This window comes from Arthrobacter sp. CP30, assembly GCF_053470025.1.
Genome location: NZ_JBQEMM010000002.1, coordinates 376,606 through 390,531, shown reverse-complemented (window position 1 = coordinate 390,531; position 13,926 = coordinate 376,606). Strand labels below are relative to the sequence as shown.

Below are 13,926 nucleotides of genomic sequence, written 5' to 3'. Positions count from 1 at the left end.
GGCTAGGGTGGTCACATGCCCATCCCCGACGACGCAGCTTCGATCACCGCGGCCGGCGTGCGGCAGCTCTTCGCGCGGCGCAGCCTGCACGTCCCCGGTACCCGGCTCGGATCCATCGCCTTCCCGCCGCCGACGAGCGCCCGCAGCCACTGGCACTACTGGTGGCAGGCCCACTTCCTGGACTGCCTCCTCGACGAGCACCTCCGAACCTCCGGCGCGGGCGAAGGCGGCGGCGCAGGCGACGGGACCGGCGCGCTGCCCGAGGCTCGCAAGCTGGCGCGCGGCATCTGGCTCCGCAACGGCGGCCGCTGGCGGAACTCCTACTACGACGACATGGCATGGCTGGCGCTCGCTCTCCAGCGCCTCGACGCCGTCGAGGGGCGACGCCGGCCACGGCGCCGGGTGCGGATCCTCGGCGCCGCACTGCGCTCGGCCCACACCGCCGAGCTCGGCGGCGGGGTCTACTGGAACACCACGCGGGACTACAAGAACACGCCCAGCACCGCGCCCGCGGCGGTGTTCTTCGCCCGCGCCGGAGAGACCGCGCGGGCGCAGGACCTGCTCGACTGGCTCCGCGACCGCCTGTTCGACGAGGACAGTGGGCTCTTCCTGGACGGGATCAAGGCCGACGGGCGTGTGGACCGGGGCCTCCACACCTACAACCAGGGCACGGTGCTCGGCGCGCTGGTCGAGGTCGGAGGGGCGGACAACCTCTCCGCCGCCGCCGATCTCGTCGGCGCCATCGCGCGAGGGGTCGCCGACGACGACGGCGTGCTGCCGCTGGCCGCGGGCGGCGATGCCGGCCTGTTCACCGGCATCCTCGCCCGGTACCTCGCCGGGGCGGCGGTCGCCGGCATCGGCCCCGCCGCCTCGGCGACGGCCCGGCGGCTGCTCGACGCGACGGCGCACCACCTGTGGGACGGCCGGCGGAACGCAGGGGGGACGCTCGTCCTCCCGCCGGTGCAGGACGGCCCGGTCAGCCTGTCGTCCCAGCTGCAGGCGTGGATGGTGCTCGAGGCTCGGTCCAAGGCCGGGTCCACCGGAACCGCCGGGGACTGACCGGCTGCGTCCCGGCCCCGGCGGTGCAAGACTGCAGGGATGGAGACCTCAGCGCGCGCCCATGACCTCGTCCTCTTCGGTGCTACCGGCTTCGTCGGCGAACTGATCGCCGGCTACCTCGCCGACCACGCCCCGGCGGACCTGCGGGTGGGACTGGCCGGCAGGTCGAGGGAGAAACTCGAGGCCGTGCGGTCGAGGCTGCCCGCTGCCGCGCACGACTGGTCCCTCATCGAGGCCGATACGGAGCACCCCGACTCGCTCGCGGCGCTGGCCGAGGGGACCCGCGTCCTCTTCACCACGGTGGGCCCCTATGCGAAGTACGGGCTGCCGGTCGTCGAGGCCTGCGCCCACGCCGGCACCCACTACGGGGACCTCACGGGAGAGGTGTCCTTCGTCCGCGAGGCCATCGACCGGTACGACGAGCGCGCGAGAACGACCGGCGCGCGGATCGTCCATGCCTGCGGGTACGATTCCGTCCCCTCCGATCTCGCGGTACTCCTCCTGCATCAGGCTGCCGAGGCGGACGGCGCGGGCGGCCTGACCGAGGTGCAGCTCGTCGCGACCGCCAAGGGCGGCTTCAGCGGGGGCACGGTCGACTCGATGCGCGGACAGCTGGACGGCATGCGGTCGGACCCCGTGCAGCGGTCGCTGGCGGCGGACCCCTACTCCCTCAGCCCGGACCGGTCCGCCGAGCCTTCGACCCGGCAGCCGCGGGACCTGGGCTGGGTCGGCCGGGCGGCGGACGGGCGGCGGACGGCGCCCTTCGTCATGGCATCCGCGAACACGCGGATCGTGCGCCGCAGCAACGCGCTGCAGGACTGGGCGTACGGTCGGTCCCTGCGCTACGGCGAGGTCATGGGGACGGGGCGCGGAGTGAGGGGCGCGGTGATGGCCGGGGCGACGGCGCTCGGCCTGCGGGCGTTCGGTGCCGCGCTCGCCCTCCCACCCACGCGGAAGATCCTCGACCGGGTCCTTCCGGCGCCCGGATCCGGACCGGGTGTGGCTGCGCGGCAGGCGGGCTGGTTCCGCTCCCAGGTGACCGCGGCCACGGAGAGTGGCCGGCGTTACCAGGCCACCGCCTCGGGCCCCGGCGACCCGGGATATGCCGCCACCGCGGTGATGGCCGGCGAGACGGCGCTCTCACTGGCCCTCGACGGCGACAGCCTGCCCGTTGCCGCCGGTTCCCTGACCCCGGCGTCCGCCCTCGGGACCGTCCTGGTGGAACGGCTGAGGGCAGCCGGGCACACCTACGAGGTCACAGCCCTGGACTGACCCGACGGGGGTCGCCCTGCACGGCGCCCGTGGGAACCGACGGAACGGGGACGGCCACGCCGTCATGCCGGTCCCGAGCCAGCACCGCCGGCGTCACGGGTCCGTCCCTCTCCTGAGAACCGCGGCCTGGGGAGCTGATGCGACCGGACCCGGCTGGCTACGCTGACCACAGGCCTACCCGCCGCCGCGCGTCCGGCCGCTCTGGGGATAGATCGTCTCGCCGCGCGCGAGCATCGCGACGAACTTCGCGATGTTCCGCTCCCTCGCCGCCTGCGTCTTCAGCTGGGAGATCCGGAAGATCATGGCGTACCGGTTCTGGGAGGACAGCGTGCCGAACATCGCGAGCGCGGCAGGGTCAGCGTCGATCGCCGCCGCGAGTTCGGCGGGGACCTCCGCCGTCGCCGGGCCCGCGTAGGCCCTGTCCCATCTGCCGTCCGCCTGTGCTGCGGCCACCGCCTGCTCCCCCGCCTCGCGCATCCGGCCCTCACTCCTGAGTCGGTCCACGTAGGTGCGGTTGCGGATCGACCAGATGCTGCGCGGCCCGCGCGGGGTGAAGCGCTGGAAGTAGCTGCCCTCGTCCCGGGACCGGGCCTGGCCGTCGATCCAGCCGAAGCACAGGGCCTCGTCCAGAGCCTGTGCGTAGGTGAGCAGGGTCGTCGTGCCGCCCTTCTTGTGCTCGATGAGCCACACGCCGGGCGAGGTCCGGTGGTTGTCCTCCAGCCACCGTCGCCAGGCGGCAGCGTCCGGCAGCAGGAGTTCGGGGGGCTCGGGCTTCATGCGTCAACCGTACGCCGGAGGCAGCCGTCATCATACTAGTTTGCTAGTATCCGGGCATGCCCAACCCGGCGAAAGTGCAGTTCAACGTCTACCTCCCCCCGGACCTCGTCCGCGAGGTCAAGCACCGCAGCATCGATGAGGCCCTCAGCCTCTCGGCGTTCGTCGAGCAGGCGCTCCGTGCCTACCTGGAGGAGAACTGATGCTCCGCGTCCGGCCCCTCGTGTACACAGCGGACCTCGCCCGGGGAACCCGCTTCCTCACGGCACTCGGGCTCACTCCCGCCCGGGACCGCGAGCCGGACGACTCCTGCGCCGTGTTCGATGCCGGGAGCGGCAGGGTCGCGCTGCACGCGTGCACCCCGGGAAGCGAGGAGCACGGCACGACGGCGCTCGCGTTCGAGGTCGGTGACGTGCACGAGTTCGCTCGCCGGACCGCCGAGGCGGGCACCGCCGTCGAACTCACCGCGGAGGGCCACGGGCCGGCGGCCCGCATCACGGCGCCCGACGGCCTGAGCTTCCTGGCCCACGCCGGACCGCGGGACACCGGGGCCCCGGCGTCACCCCTCGCTGTCCTCGCGCTCTGGTACACCCCCGACGACGCCGCCGCAGCGCGCGTCCTCGCGGATCTCGGCGCTAAGCCGCGCATCGGATCACCTGCCGGCACCCTGCACGCCTTCCGGGCGAAGAACGGGGGCCTCGTCGCCGCTATCACCGGGCCCGCCGCCGGCTGCGGACTGGCCTTCGACTACGAGGGTGACGTCCGGGACCTCGTCCCCCGCGTGTCCGGCGCCGGTTTCGACCACGACGTGGTGGAGGAGAGCCACGGACGCTCGCTCCGTACGGCCGCACCGTGGGGCGCAGAGGTCGTCGTCCATGAGGCGCAGCGTGACATCGAGAACCCCACGGCGCCCTGATCCGCACCCTGCCCGCACCCTGCCCGTCGCTGCGCCGGATTCAGCCACGGGCCGAAGAACCGCGCGCCGTCTCCACCGGGGCCGGGGTCTGCGCTAGAACTGGGGTATGAACGTACGCACCCCTGACCCCAATCCGGGCTGGCTCTCCGAGGATGATCTCTACGAGGCTCGCCGCCGCCTGCCGATGGTCTACGTCGAAGCGATCCCCGTGCGGTGCGACACGCTCGGATACGTCAACGAGGTGGGACTGCTCCTGCAGGCCAATGAGCAGGGCGAGATGGTGCGGACCTTCGTCTCCGGCCGGGTCATGTACCGGGAGACCATCCGCGCTGCCCTGCTGCGGCACCTCGAGAAGGACCTCGGCCCGATGGCCCTTCCGCAGCTGGCGCCGTCGCCGCTGCCATTCACGATCGCCGAGTACTTCCCCTCGCCCTCGGAGACGGGACTGACCGATGACCGCCAGCACGCCGTCGCCCTCGCCTACCTCATCCCCGTCACCGGCGAGTGCAACCCCCGCCAGGATGCGCTCGAGCTCTCCTGGCTGACACCCGCCGAGGCCCTCAGCCCCTCCATCCAGGCCGAGTTCTCGGGCGGTCGAGCAGATCTGCTCCGCCAGGCGCTCGCGCATGCCGGATGGGGCCGCTAGCCGCGACGGGGCTCCGGACCGGACGCCCGGTTCCCGTATCGTGAGACGGGCGCTGGGGAGCAGAGGATCGTCCGGGGGCTATTGGCAGAGGGTGGCAGGACGCACATGATGGTGAACAGGATGGACAGGACCGGGTTGCGCGCGGTTCCGGCGGAAGTCGTGGTGGCGGGTGACGTCCTCGCACTGCCCGACGGCGACGCGACGGCGGAGGTGACGGGAATCGCCGTCGTGAACGACGATTTCGGCGTACCCGCCCTCGTGGTCGCGACGCTGGCCGACAGTCGGCAGGTCAGGATCGCCACCGGCTCCATGGCCTACCTCGTACCCGTCGACTCCGAGCTCGGCGTCTCCGCCGTCGCCGCGGACCACGGCTCTCCCGAGGAACTCGTGGCGCAGATCGCGCAGGCGCACCCGGACAGCGACACCCTGCAGGGTGTCGCCGCGAGGCTGGCCCGCGGCATCAACCTGAAGTCCGGCAGCAACCTGCAGGACCTGCACCAGTTCGCGCTCACCCTCCTCGTGGACGAGGGGGACACGGCGTCCGCCCTCTCCGTCGCGGACCTCCTCGCCGGACTGCCGTTCGACGGCAACTTCGGCCGGTGGAAGTGGATCGAGGGCGGCCTGGCGATCGCCGCGTACCTCACGCGCCACGACGACGCCCGCTCCGCCCGGTACTCCGCCGCCCTTCGCGCGGCCGACGACGCCGAGACGGACCCGCTCCGTGCCAAGACCGCCGCCATGTACCGGCAGCGGCAGCTCAACGAGCCCAACGTCTACGATCCGGAGATCCTCCGCGCGTCGGCCGCGGGCCGGACCGACGTCGAGCGGGACTGGCGGGTCCTGCGCATCGGCGTGCTGCTGTACCTGCGGGCACACGGCGGATCGGAGACGCTGAGCCGGGACGTCCTGGAACGGCGTATCGCCGCCGAGCTCGCAGCCGTCACCGCCCTGGACGGCCGGCTGACCGGCAGGTAGGCGGCCCCGCATCACGTCCGGGCGTTCGTCGTCGGGCTGGCAAAATGGGATGGTGCATCCACAGTCCCAGCAGTCCTCGTTCTCCTTCGCCGTCCACCACCGGATCGAGGAGACCACACCGGGAGCGGGCGGACCGGGACCGCGGCACGGGCGCACCGGGACCATCACCACGCCGCACGGCGAGATCCGCACACCGGCCTTCATCCCCGTGGGCACCAAGGCCTCGGTCAAGGCCGTCCTGCCCGGAGCCATGGCCGAGCTCGGCGCCCAGGCACTCCTCGCCAACGCCTATCACCTCTACCTGCAGCCCGGGGCAGACATCCTCGACGAGGCCGGCGGGCTCGGTGCCTTCATGAACTGGCCCGGCCCCACGTTCACCGACTCGGGCGGGTTCCAGGTCATGAGCCTCGGTTCCGGGTTTAAGAAGGTCATCACCATGGATGTGCCGGTGGACGCCGAGGCGGCGGGGGCGGACGACCGCGTGGCCGTCGGCAAGGAGCGTCTCGCCCACATCGACGACGACGGCGTCTGGTTCAAGTCCCACCTCAACGGCGACCGGCACCGCTTCACACCGGAGATCTCCATGCAGGTGCAGCACCGGCTGGGCGCGGACATCATGTTCGCCTTCGACGAGCTGACCACCCTCATGAACTCGCGCGGCTACCAGGAGGAATCGCTCGAACGCACCCGCCTGTGGGCCGAGCGGTGCATCGTCGAGCACCAGCGGCTCACCGCGGAGCGCAGCCATCGTCCGTACCAGGCACTGTTCGGCGTCATCCAGGGGGCCCAGTACGAGGACCTGCGGCGGAAGGCCTCGGCGGATCTCGGGGCCATGGGCTTCGACGGCTACGGCATCGGCGGTGCCCTGGAGAAGGAGAACCTCGGGACCATTCTCGGCTGGTGCAGCGACGAGCTCCCCGAGGACAGGCCGCGCCACCTGCTCGGCATCTCCGAACCGGACGACCTCTTCACCGGGATCGAGAACGGGGCGGACACCTTCGACTGCGTCTCCCCCACCCGGGTGGCCCGCAACTCGGCGTTCTACACGCCGGACGGCCGGTGGAACCTCTCCAACGCCCGGTTCAAGCGGGACTTCACGCCGCTGGTGGAGGGCTGCGACTGCTACACCTGCACGCACTACACGCGCGCCTACATCCACCACCTGTTCAAGGCGAAGGAGATGGTCTCGGCGACGCTGATCTCCATCCACAACGAGCGCTTCGTGGTGCGGATGGTGGACGACGCCCGCGCGGCCCTCGAGGAGGGCACGTTCTACGAACTGAAGGCAGAGGTGCTCGGCCGCTACTACGCCTGATCGCCGGGCGCCGGAGGCGGACCCTTCGTCGGGAGACCGGGCGCAGGCCATCCATTGAACGTGTTCAAAAAAGGCGTACACTTCGAATTGAACACGTTCAAGAAGGAGTCCGATGCCGACGTCGACGGCCAAGAGCGAAGCCACCAGGGAGCTGCTGGTGGCCACCGCACTGCGGCTGTTCCGCGAGATCGGCTACGAGAAGACGACCATGCGAGCCATCGCCACCGCCGCGAGCGTCTCCACGGGCAGCGCCTACTACTACTTCGCCTCCAAGGACGACCTCGTGCACGAGCTGTACCGCAGCCTGCAGGAGGAGCACCGCACCCGCGCACTGCCGCTCCTGCGTGAGGGCCAGAATCTCGGCGAACTCCTGAAGATCGTGCTGAACACGGGGATCGACGTCATGGGCCCGTACCACGACTTCGGCTCGAACTTCATCGGCATCGCCATCAAGCCATCCGCGACCACGAGCCCGTTCGGCAGCGAATCAGCCGTGGCCCGGGCCCGCGCCATCTCCCTCTTCCGGCAGGCAGTGCTGATGTCCCGTCCGCAGCCACCGCTCGCCATCCGGGACGACCTCCCCGAACTGCTCTGGTACGCCTCCATGGGGGTCACGCTCTTCTGGGTGTACGACTCCTCGCCGGGCCAGGCCCGGACCCGCCGCCTCATCGACCAGGCCGCACCGCTCATGTCGAAGCTGGTGATCCTGTCCCGGCTGCCCGTGGTCCGCAAGATCGTCGAGGACATCGTCCAGCTCATCCGCGGGACACGGCAGTGATCCCGCCACGTGGCCCCGGCGAACCGGACGACGGCACGGGCCGTGGCAGCGCGGCGGACGACGACGAAGGCACCCTGGCGGACGCATTCGCCCTGGCCGACGACGAACGGACGCCCTCCCGGCACCACGTGACCTTCGGGGTCGGCGCCGTGGTGGTCGGTTTCCTGGTCGGCGTGGTCACCCTCGCCCTGGTCTTCGCGCTGCGGTGGGGTTCCGGCGGCCTCGGCATCTTCGTGATCGCCCTCTGGTACGGCCTCGGCATCGGGTTGGTGACCGGTCTGCCCCTCGGTGTCGTCGTCGGATACCTCCTGCGGCCGGTCCGCAACCAGTGGATCCATGTCGGCGTCTTCTTCGCCGTCTTCGCGGTGGCCGCCTTCGTGGTCGCCGCCCTGCTGTCCCCGTCGACGGCCCTCGGGGACGGTCTCCCCACGGCGCTCGTCATCGGAGGTGCGGGCGCCCTGGCCCGTGCCAGTGTCGGGAGGCTGGTCCGCACGCGATGACCATCGTCCCGAACACCCTGCAGACGGTCGTCATCGCCGGTGCGTCCGGCTTCATCGGGACGCACCTCGTCCGGCGCTTCACCGAGGCCGGGGTGGAGGTGCGCACCATCGGCCGCAGCGGGTCCGCTGTCTGGGGGGACACAGCGGCCCTCGCGAGCGTGCTCGACAGAGCCGATGCCCTCGTCAACCTCGCCGGCCGGAGCGTCGACTGCCGCTACGGCAAGCGGAACGCGGACGCGATCTTCTCCTCCCGGGTCGACACCACCGAGGAGCTCGGGCGTGCCCTCGCCCTGTGCAGGGAGAGTGGTGGAACGCCGCCGCGGGTGTGGATGAACTCCAGCACCGGCACCATCTACCGGCATGCCATGGACCGGCCGCAGACCGAGGACGACGGCGACCTCGGCACCGGATTCTCCGTCGCGGTGGCACGGGCGTGGGAGCAGGCCCTCGCCGACGCCGCCACGCCCGGCGTGCGGAAGGTCGCCCTGCGCATCGCGATCATCCTGGGCCCCGGCAGCGTCATGACTCCCCCCTCCACGCTGGCGCGGGCAGGGCTGGGCGGCCGGATGGGGCCGGGCACGCAGAAGTTCAGCTGGATCCACCTCGACGACCTGTACCGCGCCGTCGTCCTCATCGCTGCGACCCCGGCCCTCGAGGGTCCCGTCAACCTCGCAGCCCCCGGTGTGGTGACCAATGCCGGGTTGATGGCCGCCGTCCGCGAGCGCCTCCACGTCCCGGCCGGCCTGCCGACGCCGGCCTGGCTCCTCGAACTCGGCGGCGTGATCATCCGCACCGAGGCCGAGCTGGTCCTCAAGAGCCGGTGGGTCTCCCCGGGCAAACTCCTCGACGCCGGGTTCACGTTCGACCACCCCACCCTGGGCCCGGCGCTCCAGGAGATCCTCACCCCCGGCGGGGTGGAAGCGCCCGCACCGGTTCGGGCACACTAGGGGCATGCCCGATACCCAGACCCGCCCTGCCCCCGCCATCACCCTGACGATCGCCGGGTCCGAGGCGACCGGTGGCGCCGGTGCGCAGGCCGACCTCAAGACCTTCCAGGAGCTCGGTGTGTACGGCATCGTGGCGCTGACCTGCATCGTCTCCTTCGACCCGAAGAGGGACTGGCAGCACCGCTTCGTCCCCGTGGACCAGCAGGTCATCGCGGACCAGCTCGAGGCCATCCAGTCCTGCTACCCGCTCAGGACCGTGAAGCTCGGCATGCTCGGCACACCTGCCACCATCGACACCGTCGCCACCGCGCTCGGGAGCCAGGAGTGGGACCACGTGGTCCTCGACCCCGTGCTGATCTGCAAGGGCCAGGAGCCCGGCGCCGCGCTGGACACGGATCAGGCCCTGAAGGCGAACATCCTACCGCTGGCCACCTTCGTCACACCGAACCACTTCGAGGCCGAATCACTCTCGGGCATCTCCATCGACGATCTCGAGGACCTGAAGGAGGCCGCGCGGATCATCCACCGGCAGAGCGGCGCGGTGGTCCTCGCCAAGGGCGGCGTGCGCATCGAGGGCCCCGACGCCGTCGACGTCTACTTCGACGGCGAGACCCTCGAGGTGCTGTCCGAGCCGAAGGTCGGCGAGGCCGCCGTCAGTGGCGCGGGCTGCACGCTCGCCGCCGCCATCGCTGCGGAGCTCTCCAAGGGCGCGGCTCCGCTCGACGCCGCGCGGACGGCTAAGGCCTTCGTCACGAAGGGCATCCGCAACCGGGTGGCGTCCAACGCACCGTTCGACGCCGTCTGGCAGGGCGGCGCGCGGGCCTGACGGACCCGCCGCGCGGAGGATGCGTCCCGGATGAGGAGCCCGGAGGAGGACGACGGCCGGGGCGAGAGCAGCAACCAGCGCCTGGACCGCAACTGGCAGGAGATGCTGCAGGAGCTGCGCGTGATGCAGACCGGCATCCAGATCCTGACGGGCTTCCTCCTGACGCTGCCCTTCCAGAGCCGCTTCACCGAACTCGATGACGTCCAGGTCACCGTGTATCTCTGCCTGGTCTGTCTGTCCGCCCTGATCACGGCACTCGTGCTGACCTCGGTCAACCTGCACCGCGTCCTCTTCGGCCTCCGGGTGAAGGCGACGCTCGTCCGCCGCACCGCGGCCCTCATTCGGACGACGATCGCCCTCGTGGGGCTGGTGCTCGCCGGTACGGCGTGGCTGGTCTTCGACCTGGTGGTGAACCGTGCGGCGGGGCTGACCGTCGGCGCGTCCGTGCTCGCCGTCGTGCTGGTCCTCTGGGTCGTGTATCCCCTCGGTGTCCGGCGCGCAGCCCTGCGACGGCGGGCCTGACGCCCACGCCTGCTAGGGAGCGGCGGGAGTCGGGGCGGGCGTCTCGTCCCCACCGGCGCACCTGAGCGCCGCGGGGGTGATGTCGACGCCCTCCGGGGGCACGATGCCCGTATAGGAGGACCCGACGATCACGTCCACCGTCCGGTCCTCGCGCTCGTCAGCCACATAGAGCGAATCGGGGATCGTCCGCTGCACGGTGAATGCGTTGGCTCGTCCGCCCTCGCCCGAGACGATGATCGCCGTCATCCCGGTGGATCCGACCTGCCTGTTGCCGATGTCCCGCACCGCGAAGGCGCGCCCGCGCAGCTGGTCGGCCGCCGTCGTCGCCAGGCCGTCGATCGTGGTGCTGTTGAAGACGTTGACGGTGATCGCGCTCGGGTCCTGGTAGTCGAACGGCCCGGCCGGGCAGGTGGACGTCGGTTCGGGGGAGGCCTCGGCCGTACCGACGCTGATGTCACCCCGGGCGATCCCGAGCGCCACGTACACGGCGGCGGCGAGCAGGCCGATCAGGACGACCAGCACCACTCCGTGGCGGATGCGCCGCATCGAGGCACGACGTCGACGGGCGGCGTCGTCCTCCTGGAACACCGCGCCGAGATCCGTCTCCGTGACGATCCTGTGCCCGTGCCACTCGGTGGGATCCCGCTTCGCCTGCGCCCGCTGACGGCGCGGCGAGTCCTCCTCAGTCATTGAGGACGAGGACCCTCGCGTGCAGGATGGTCCGCTGGTGCAGCGCGGTCCGCACGGCGCGGTGTAAGCCGTCCTCCAGGTACATGGTCTCGTTCCACTGCACCACATGGGGGAACAGGTCGCCGAAGAAGGTCGAGTCCTCGGCCAGCAGCGCCTCGAGGTCGAGCGTCGTCTTGGTGGTCACGAGTTCGTCGAGCCGGACCTGCCGCGGGGGCACCTCGGCCCAGTCCTTGGGGGTCACGTGTCCGTGGTCGGGGTACGGCCGGCCGTCACTGACTGCTTTGAAGATCACTGCTACAGCCTAGGTAATTGCGCGGGGCAATGGAACGCGGCCGCCCGGAAGCAGGCATCTCGTGGCCCAAAGGTTACCCCCGGGCACGGAACGCACACGTCAGAAGTCGACGCCGCACTGCAGGACGACGTTGGCGTAGGGAGTGGCCTCTCCGGTCCGGATGATGAGCCGCGCCTCGGACAGGAGTGCCTTCAGGTCCTCGTGGGAGATCCGTGTGGGCTGCAGGCCCCTGTCCTCGAGCCAGGCGTCCACGGCCGACCCCCGGGCCTCCGCGGCGGCCGTACTGCCCTCCACCACGATCTCGGCGAGCACCGCGTCCAGCACCTGGGTGAAGGACGGGATCCCGCGCACCAGCGCCAGGTCCAGGACGGACGCCGAATCCGGCAGCGGGAGTCCGCAGTCGGCGATGACCACGAGGTGGCCGTGGCCGAGCGTCGCCAGAGCCCGGCTGAGGGGTGCGTTGATGATGCCTGACTTCTTCACGGACTCGATTCCTGCTCGGGACCCGCGATGCGCGGGTGCTGTGGTTCGGGCAGCTCGTCATCGAGCGTGGGGTAGGAGGGCTGGGCTCCCGGGTGCTGGACGGCGTAGGAGCCGACGCGGACGGCGAAGTGCACGGCATCGTCGAGGGTGCTCCCGGCGGCGAGCCGGGCCGCGAGCGCGCCCACGAAGGCGTCCCCCGCACCCGTGGTGTCCACCGCGGAGACCGTGGGCGCCGGGACCGGACGCACGGCGGCGCCGTCGGACAGCAGCGCTCCCGCGCCGCCGAGCGTCATCACCACGGAGGCGAAGCCGCAGGCGAGGAGCGCCTCGACCACGGAGTCGTGGCCGCCAGTCGCGGCTCCGCCGAGCTGCTCGAGGACCAGGGCTCCCTCGTGCTCGTTGACCACGAGCGGATCTGCCCGGAGCAGGACGTCGCGCTCGATCCCGATGACGGGCGCCAGGTTGACGACGACGCGCCCCGTAGCGGCCCGCACAGCGGCCTCGATGGATGCTGCCGGCAGTTCGCCCTGGACGATGACGACGGCAGCGCCGCGGATCGCCTCCGCGGACGCCGCAACGAGGTCCGCCGTGACCTGCTCGTTTGCACCGGGCAGCACCACGATGGTGTTCTCCCCGTCGTCGGACACCTCGACGACGGCGACGCCGGTCCCGCCGTCGAGCCTGCTGACCGCGCCGAGGTCGACGCCCGCGGCCGACAGTGCGGACAACGCGACGTCCGCGTATGCGTCCGATCCCACGGCACCGATCATCGCGACGTCCGCGCCCAGCAGCGCGGCCGCCACCGCCTGGTTGGCGCCCTTGCCGCCGGGCAGCACCGTCATCGAGCGCCCGAGCACGGTCTCACCAGGGTGTGGGTGCCGTGCGAGGGTGACCACGAGGTCCGCGTTGATGGACCCGACGACGACGATGCCCGGCGACAGTGTGCTCATCTAGGCGAAGTCCGCGACATTCTCGGTGGTGACGGTCGTGACGGGGACCGGGATGGCTTCCTCGACGGCCTCCTCATCGAGCAGCTGCACGAGGACCTCGACGGAGCGCTTGCCCAGCTCGGCGGGCTGCTGCGCGATCGTCGCGGTGAGCGTGCCGGCCTCGATGGCGGCCAGGCCGTCGGCCGTGCCGTCGAACCCGACGACCTTCACGTCCTCGCCGGCCCGGGCGCCGAGGGCCTGGATGGCACCGAGGGCCATCTCGTCGTTCTCGGCGAAGAGACCGGTGACCCCCGGATTCGCCTGCAGGAGATTGGTGGCCACGTTGAGGGCCTCGGCACGATCGAAGTTGGCGGTCTGCTGGGCGACGATCTCGATGCCGGGGTAGGCCTCCATGCCTTCGGCGAAGCCGGCTCCCCGGTCGCGGCTGGCGGAGGTCCCGGCGACACCCTGGAGGACGATCACCGTGCCCTGCTCCCCCATCGCCTTCGCGAGCTCGTCCGCGGCCTGCCTGCCGCCGGCCACGTTGTCGCTGGAGACGAGGGACTGGACCTCGGCGCCGTTGACAGCGCGGTCCACGGCGACGATCGGCGTGCTGTTCGACACCAGGGGGGCCACCGACGCTGCTGCGGCGTCGGAGTCCACGGGATTGATGATCACGCCGTCGGTGCCGCTGGTCGCCGCGGTGGCGAGCTGGTTGGTCTGGGTGGCGGAATCGTTCTGGGCATCGACCACTTCGAGGTCGACGCCTGCTGCGTCCGCCGCTTCCTGGGCGCCGTCGCGCAGTTCGACGAAGAACGGGTTGTTCAGCGTGGAGACGGAGAGCGTGACGCTCCGGCTGTCCGCGGCGGCGTCGTCACCGCCGCGGTTGCACGCCGTGGTGCCGAGGAGCAGTGCGAGCGACATGGTGACGGCCGCGGCCTTGAGCGGTGTGGAGGAGTTCATCATCGGATCCTTCTGGAGTGGGGGTGGTGTTTCGGACGG

Annotated in this window: 18 protein-coding genes; 12 read left to right on the top strand and 6 right to left on the bottom strand. The window is 71.2% G+C overall.

Annotated features, from left to right (window positions below):
- Positions 1-15 precede the first annotated feature (15 nt).
- Together ACTIMO_RS05210 and ACTIMO_RS05205 are read left to right on the top strand one after the other, a co-directional pair.
- Positions 16-1,059: a glycoside hydrolase family 76 protein gene (locus tag ACTIMO_RS05210; protein ID WP_448181686.1), complete on the top strand. Its 1,044-nt coding sequence runs from the start codon at positions 16-18 to the stop codon at positions 1,057-1,059.
- A gap of 39 nt (positions 1,060-1,098) precedes the next feature.
- Complete coding sequence (locus ACTIMO_RS05205; RefSeq protein WP_448181685.1) at positions 1,099-2,331, top strand: saccharopine dehydrogenase family protein; 1,233 nt, start codon at positions 1,099-1,101, stop codon at positions 2,329-2,331.
- Positions 2,332-2,505: 174 nt separating this feature from the next.
- On the opposite strand, the gene ACTIMO_RS05200 is transcribed toward ACTIMO_RS05205, so the two are convergent.
- On the bottom strand, positions 2,506-3,108 hold the full coding sequence (locus ACTIMO_RS05200) for a YdeI/OmpD-associated family protein (protein ID WP_422391164.1): 603 nt from the start codon (positions 3,106-3,108) through the stop codon (positions 2,506-2,508).
- A 56-nt stretch (positions 3,109-3,164) separates the two neighbouring features.
- On the opposite strand from ACTIMO_RS05200, the gene ACTIMO_RS05195 reads away from it, so the two are divergent.
- The 10 genes from ACTIMO_RS05195 (at position 3,165) to ACTIMO_RS05150 (ending at position 10,530) form a co-directional block, all read left to right on the top strand.
- Positions 3,165-3,308, top strand: coding sequence for a ribbon-helix-helix domain-containing protein (locus ACTIMO_RS05195; protein WP_448181684.1), 144 nt, complete (start codon positions 3,165-3,167; stop codon positions 3,306-3,308).
- A complete protein-coding gene (locus tag ACTIMO_RS05190) occupies positions 3,308-4,021 on the top strand; it encodes a VOC family protein (protein ID WP_448181683.1) in 714 nt (237 codons plus the stop codon). Before ACTIMO_RS05195 ends, ACTIMO_RS05190 begins: the two co-directional genes overlap by 1 nt.
- Positions 4,022-4,127: 106 nt before the next feature.
- A complete protein-coding gene (locus tag ACTIMO_RS05185; RefSeq protein ID WP_055765306.1) occupies positions 4,128-4,667 on the top strand; it encodes an NUDIX hydrolase family protein in 540 nt (179 codons plus the stop codon).
- Positions 4,668-4,772: 105 nt separating this feature from the next.
- A complete protein-coding gene (locus ACTIMO_RS05180; RefSeq protein WP_448181682.1) occupies positions 4,773-5,642 on the top strand; it encodes a DUF6707 family protein in 870 nt (289 codons plus the stop codon).
- Positions 5,643-5,691: 49 nt separating this feature from the next.
- Complete coding sequence (gene tgt / locus ACTIMO_RS05175; protein WP_448181681.1) at positions 5,692-6,957, top strand: tRNA guanosine(34) transglycosylase Tgt; 1,266 nt, start codon at positions 5,692-5,694, stop codon at positions 6,955-6,957.
- Positions 6,958-7,069: 112 nt separating this feature from the next.
- Positions 7,070-7,735 carry a TetR family transcriptional regulator gene (locus tag ACTIMO_RS05170; RefSeq protein WP_448181680.1) on the top strand — a complete coding sequence of 222 codons (666 nt, stop codon included), beginning with the start codon at positions 7,070-7,072 and terminating at the stop codon, positions 7,733-7,735.
- Positions 7,732-8,235 carry a hypothetical protein gene (locus ACTIMO_RS05165; RefSeq protein ID WP_448181679.1) on the top strand — a complete coding sequence of 168 codons (504 nt, stop codon included), beginning with the start codon at positions 7,732-7,734 and terminating at the stop codon, positions 8,233-8,235. The genes ACTIMO_RS05170 and ACTIMO_RS05165 overlap by 4 nt, the downstream gene beginning before the upstream one ends.
- On the top strand, positions 8,232-9,182 hold the full coding sequence (locus ACTIMO_RS05160; protein WP_448181678.1) for a TIGR01777 family oxidoreductase: 951 nt from the start codon (positions 8,232-8,234) through the stop codon (positions 9,180-9,182). Before ACTIMO_RS05165 ends, ACTIMO_RS05160 begins: the two co-directional genes overlap by 4 nt.
- 4 nt (positions 9,183-9,186) lie before the next feature.
- Positions 9,187-10,008, top strand: a complete 822-nt coding sequence (locus ACTIMO_RS05155; protein ID WP_448181677.1) for a hydroxymethylpyrimidine/phosphomethylpyrimidine kinase — start codon at positions 9,187-9,189, stop codon at positions 10,006-10,008.
- A gap of 30 nt (positions 10,009-10,038) precedes the next feature.
- Entirely contained in the window at positions 10,039-10,530 is a 492-nt protein-coding gene (locus tag ACTIMO_RS05150) for a DUF6328 family protein (RefSeq protein ID WP_422391158.1), read from the top strand.
- Positions 10,531-10,542: 12 nt separating this feature from the next.
- Here the strand turns inward: ACTIMO_RS05150 and ACTIMO_RS05145 are convergent, their stop codons facing one another.
- The 5 genes from ACTIMO_RS05145 to ACTIMO_RS05125 form a co-directional block, all read right to left on the bottom strand.
- On the bottom strand, positions 10,543-11,220 hold the full coding sequence (locus tag ACTIMO_RS05145) for a LytR C-terminal domain-containing protein (protein WP_448181676.1): 678 nt from the start codon (positions 11,218-11,220) through the stop codon (positions 10,543-10,545).
- On the bottom strand, positions 11,213-11,512 hold the full coding sequence (locus ACTIMO_RS05140) for a type II toxin-antitoxin system VapB family antitoxin (RefSeq protein ID WP_055765330.1): 300 nt from the start codon (positions 11,510-11,512) through the stop codon (positions 11,213-11,215). The genes ACTIMO_RS05145 and ACTIMO_RS05140 overlap by 8 nt, the downstream gene beginning before the upstream one ends.
- A gap of 99 nt (positions 11,513-11,611) precedes the next feature.
- Positions 11,612-11,995, bottom strand: coding sequence for a D-ribose pyranase (gene rbsD / locus ACTIMO_RS05135; RefSeq protein WP_055765333.1), 384 nt, complete (start codon positions 11,993-11,995; stop codon positions 11,612-11,614).
- Positions 11,992-12,945: a ribokinase gene (locus tag ACTIMO_RS05130; protein ID WP_448181675.1), complete on the bottom strand. Its 954-nt coding sequence runs from the start codon at positions 12,943-12,945 to the stop codon at positions 11,992-11,994. Before ACTIMO_RS05130 ends, rbsD begins: the two co-directional genes overlap by 4 nt.
- Positions 12,946-13,887 carry a substrate-binding domain-containing protein gene (locus tag ACTIMO_RS05125; RefSeq protein ID WP_448181674.1) on the bottom strand — a complete coding sequence of 314 codons (942 nt, stop codon included), beginning with the start codon at positions 13,885-13,887 and terminating at the stop codon, positions 12,946-12,948.
- Between the last annotated feature and the right edge of the window lie 39 nt (positions 13,888-13,926).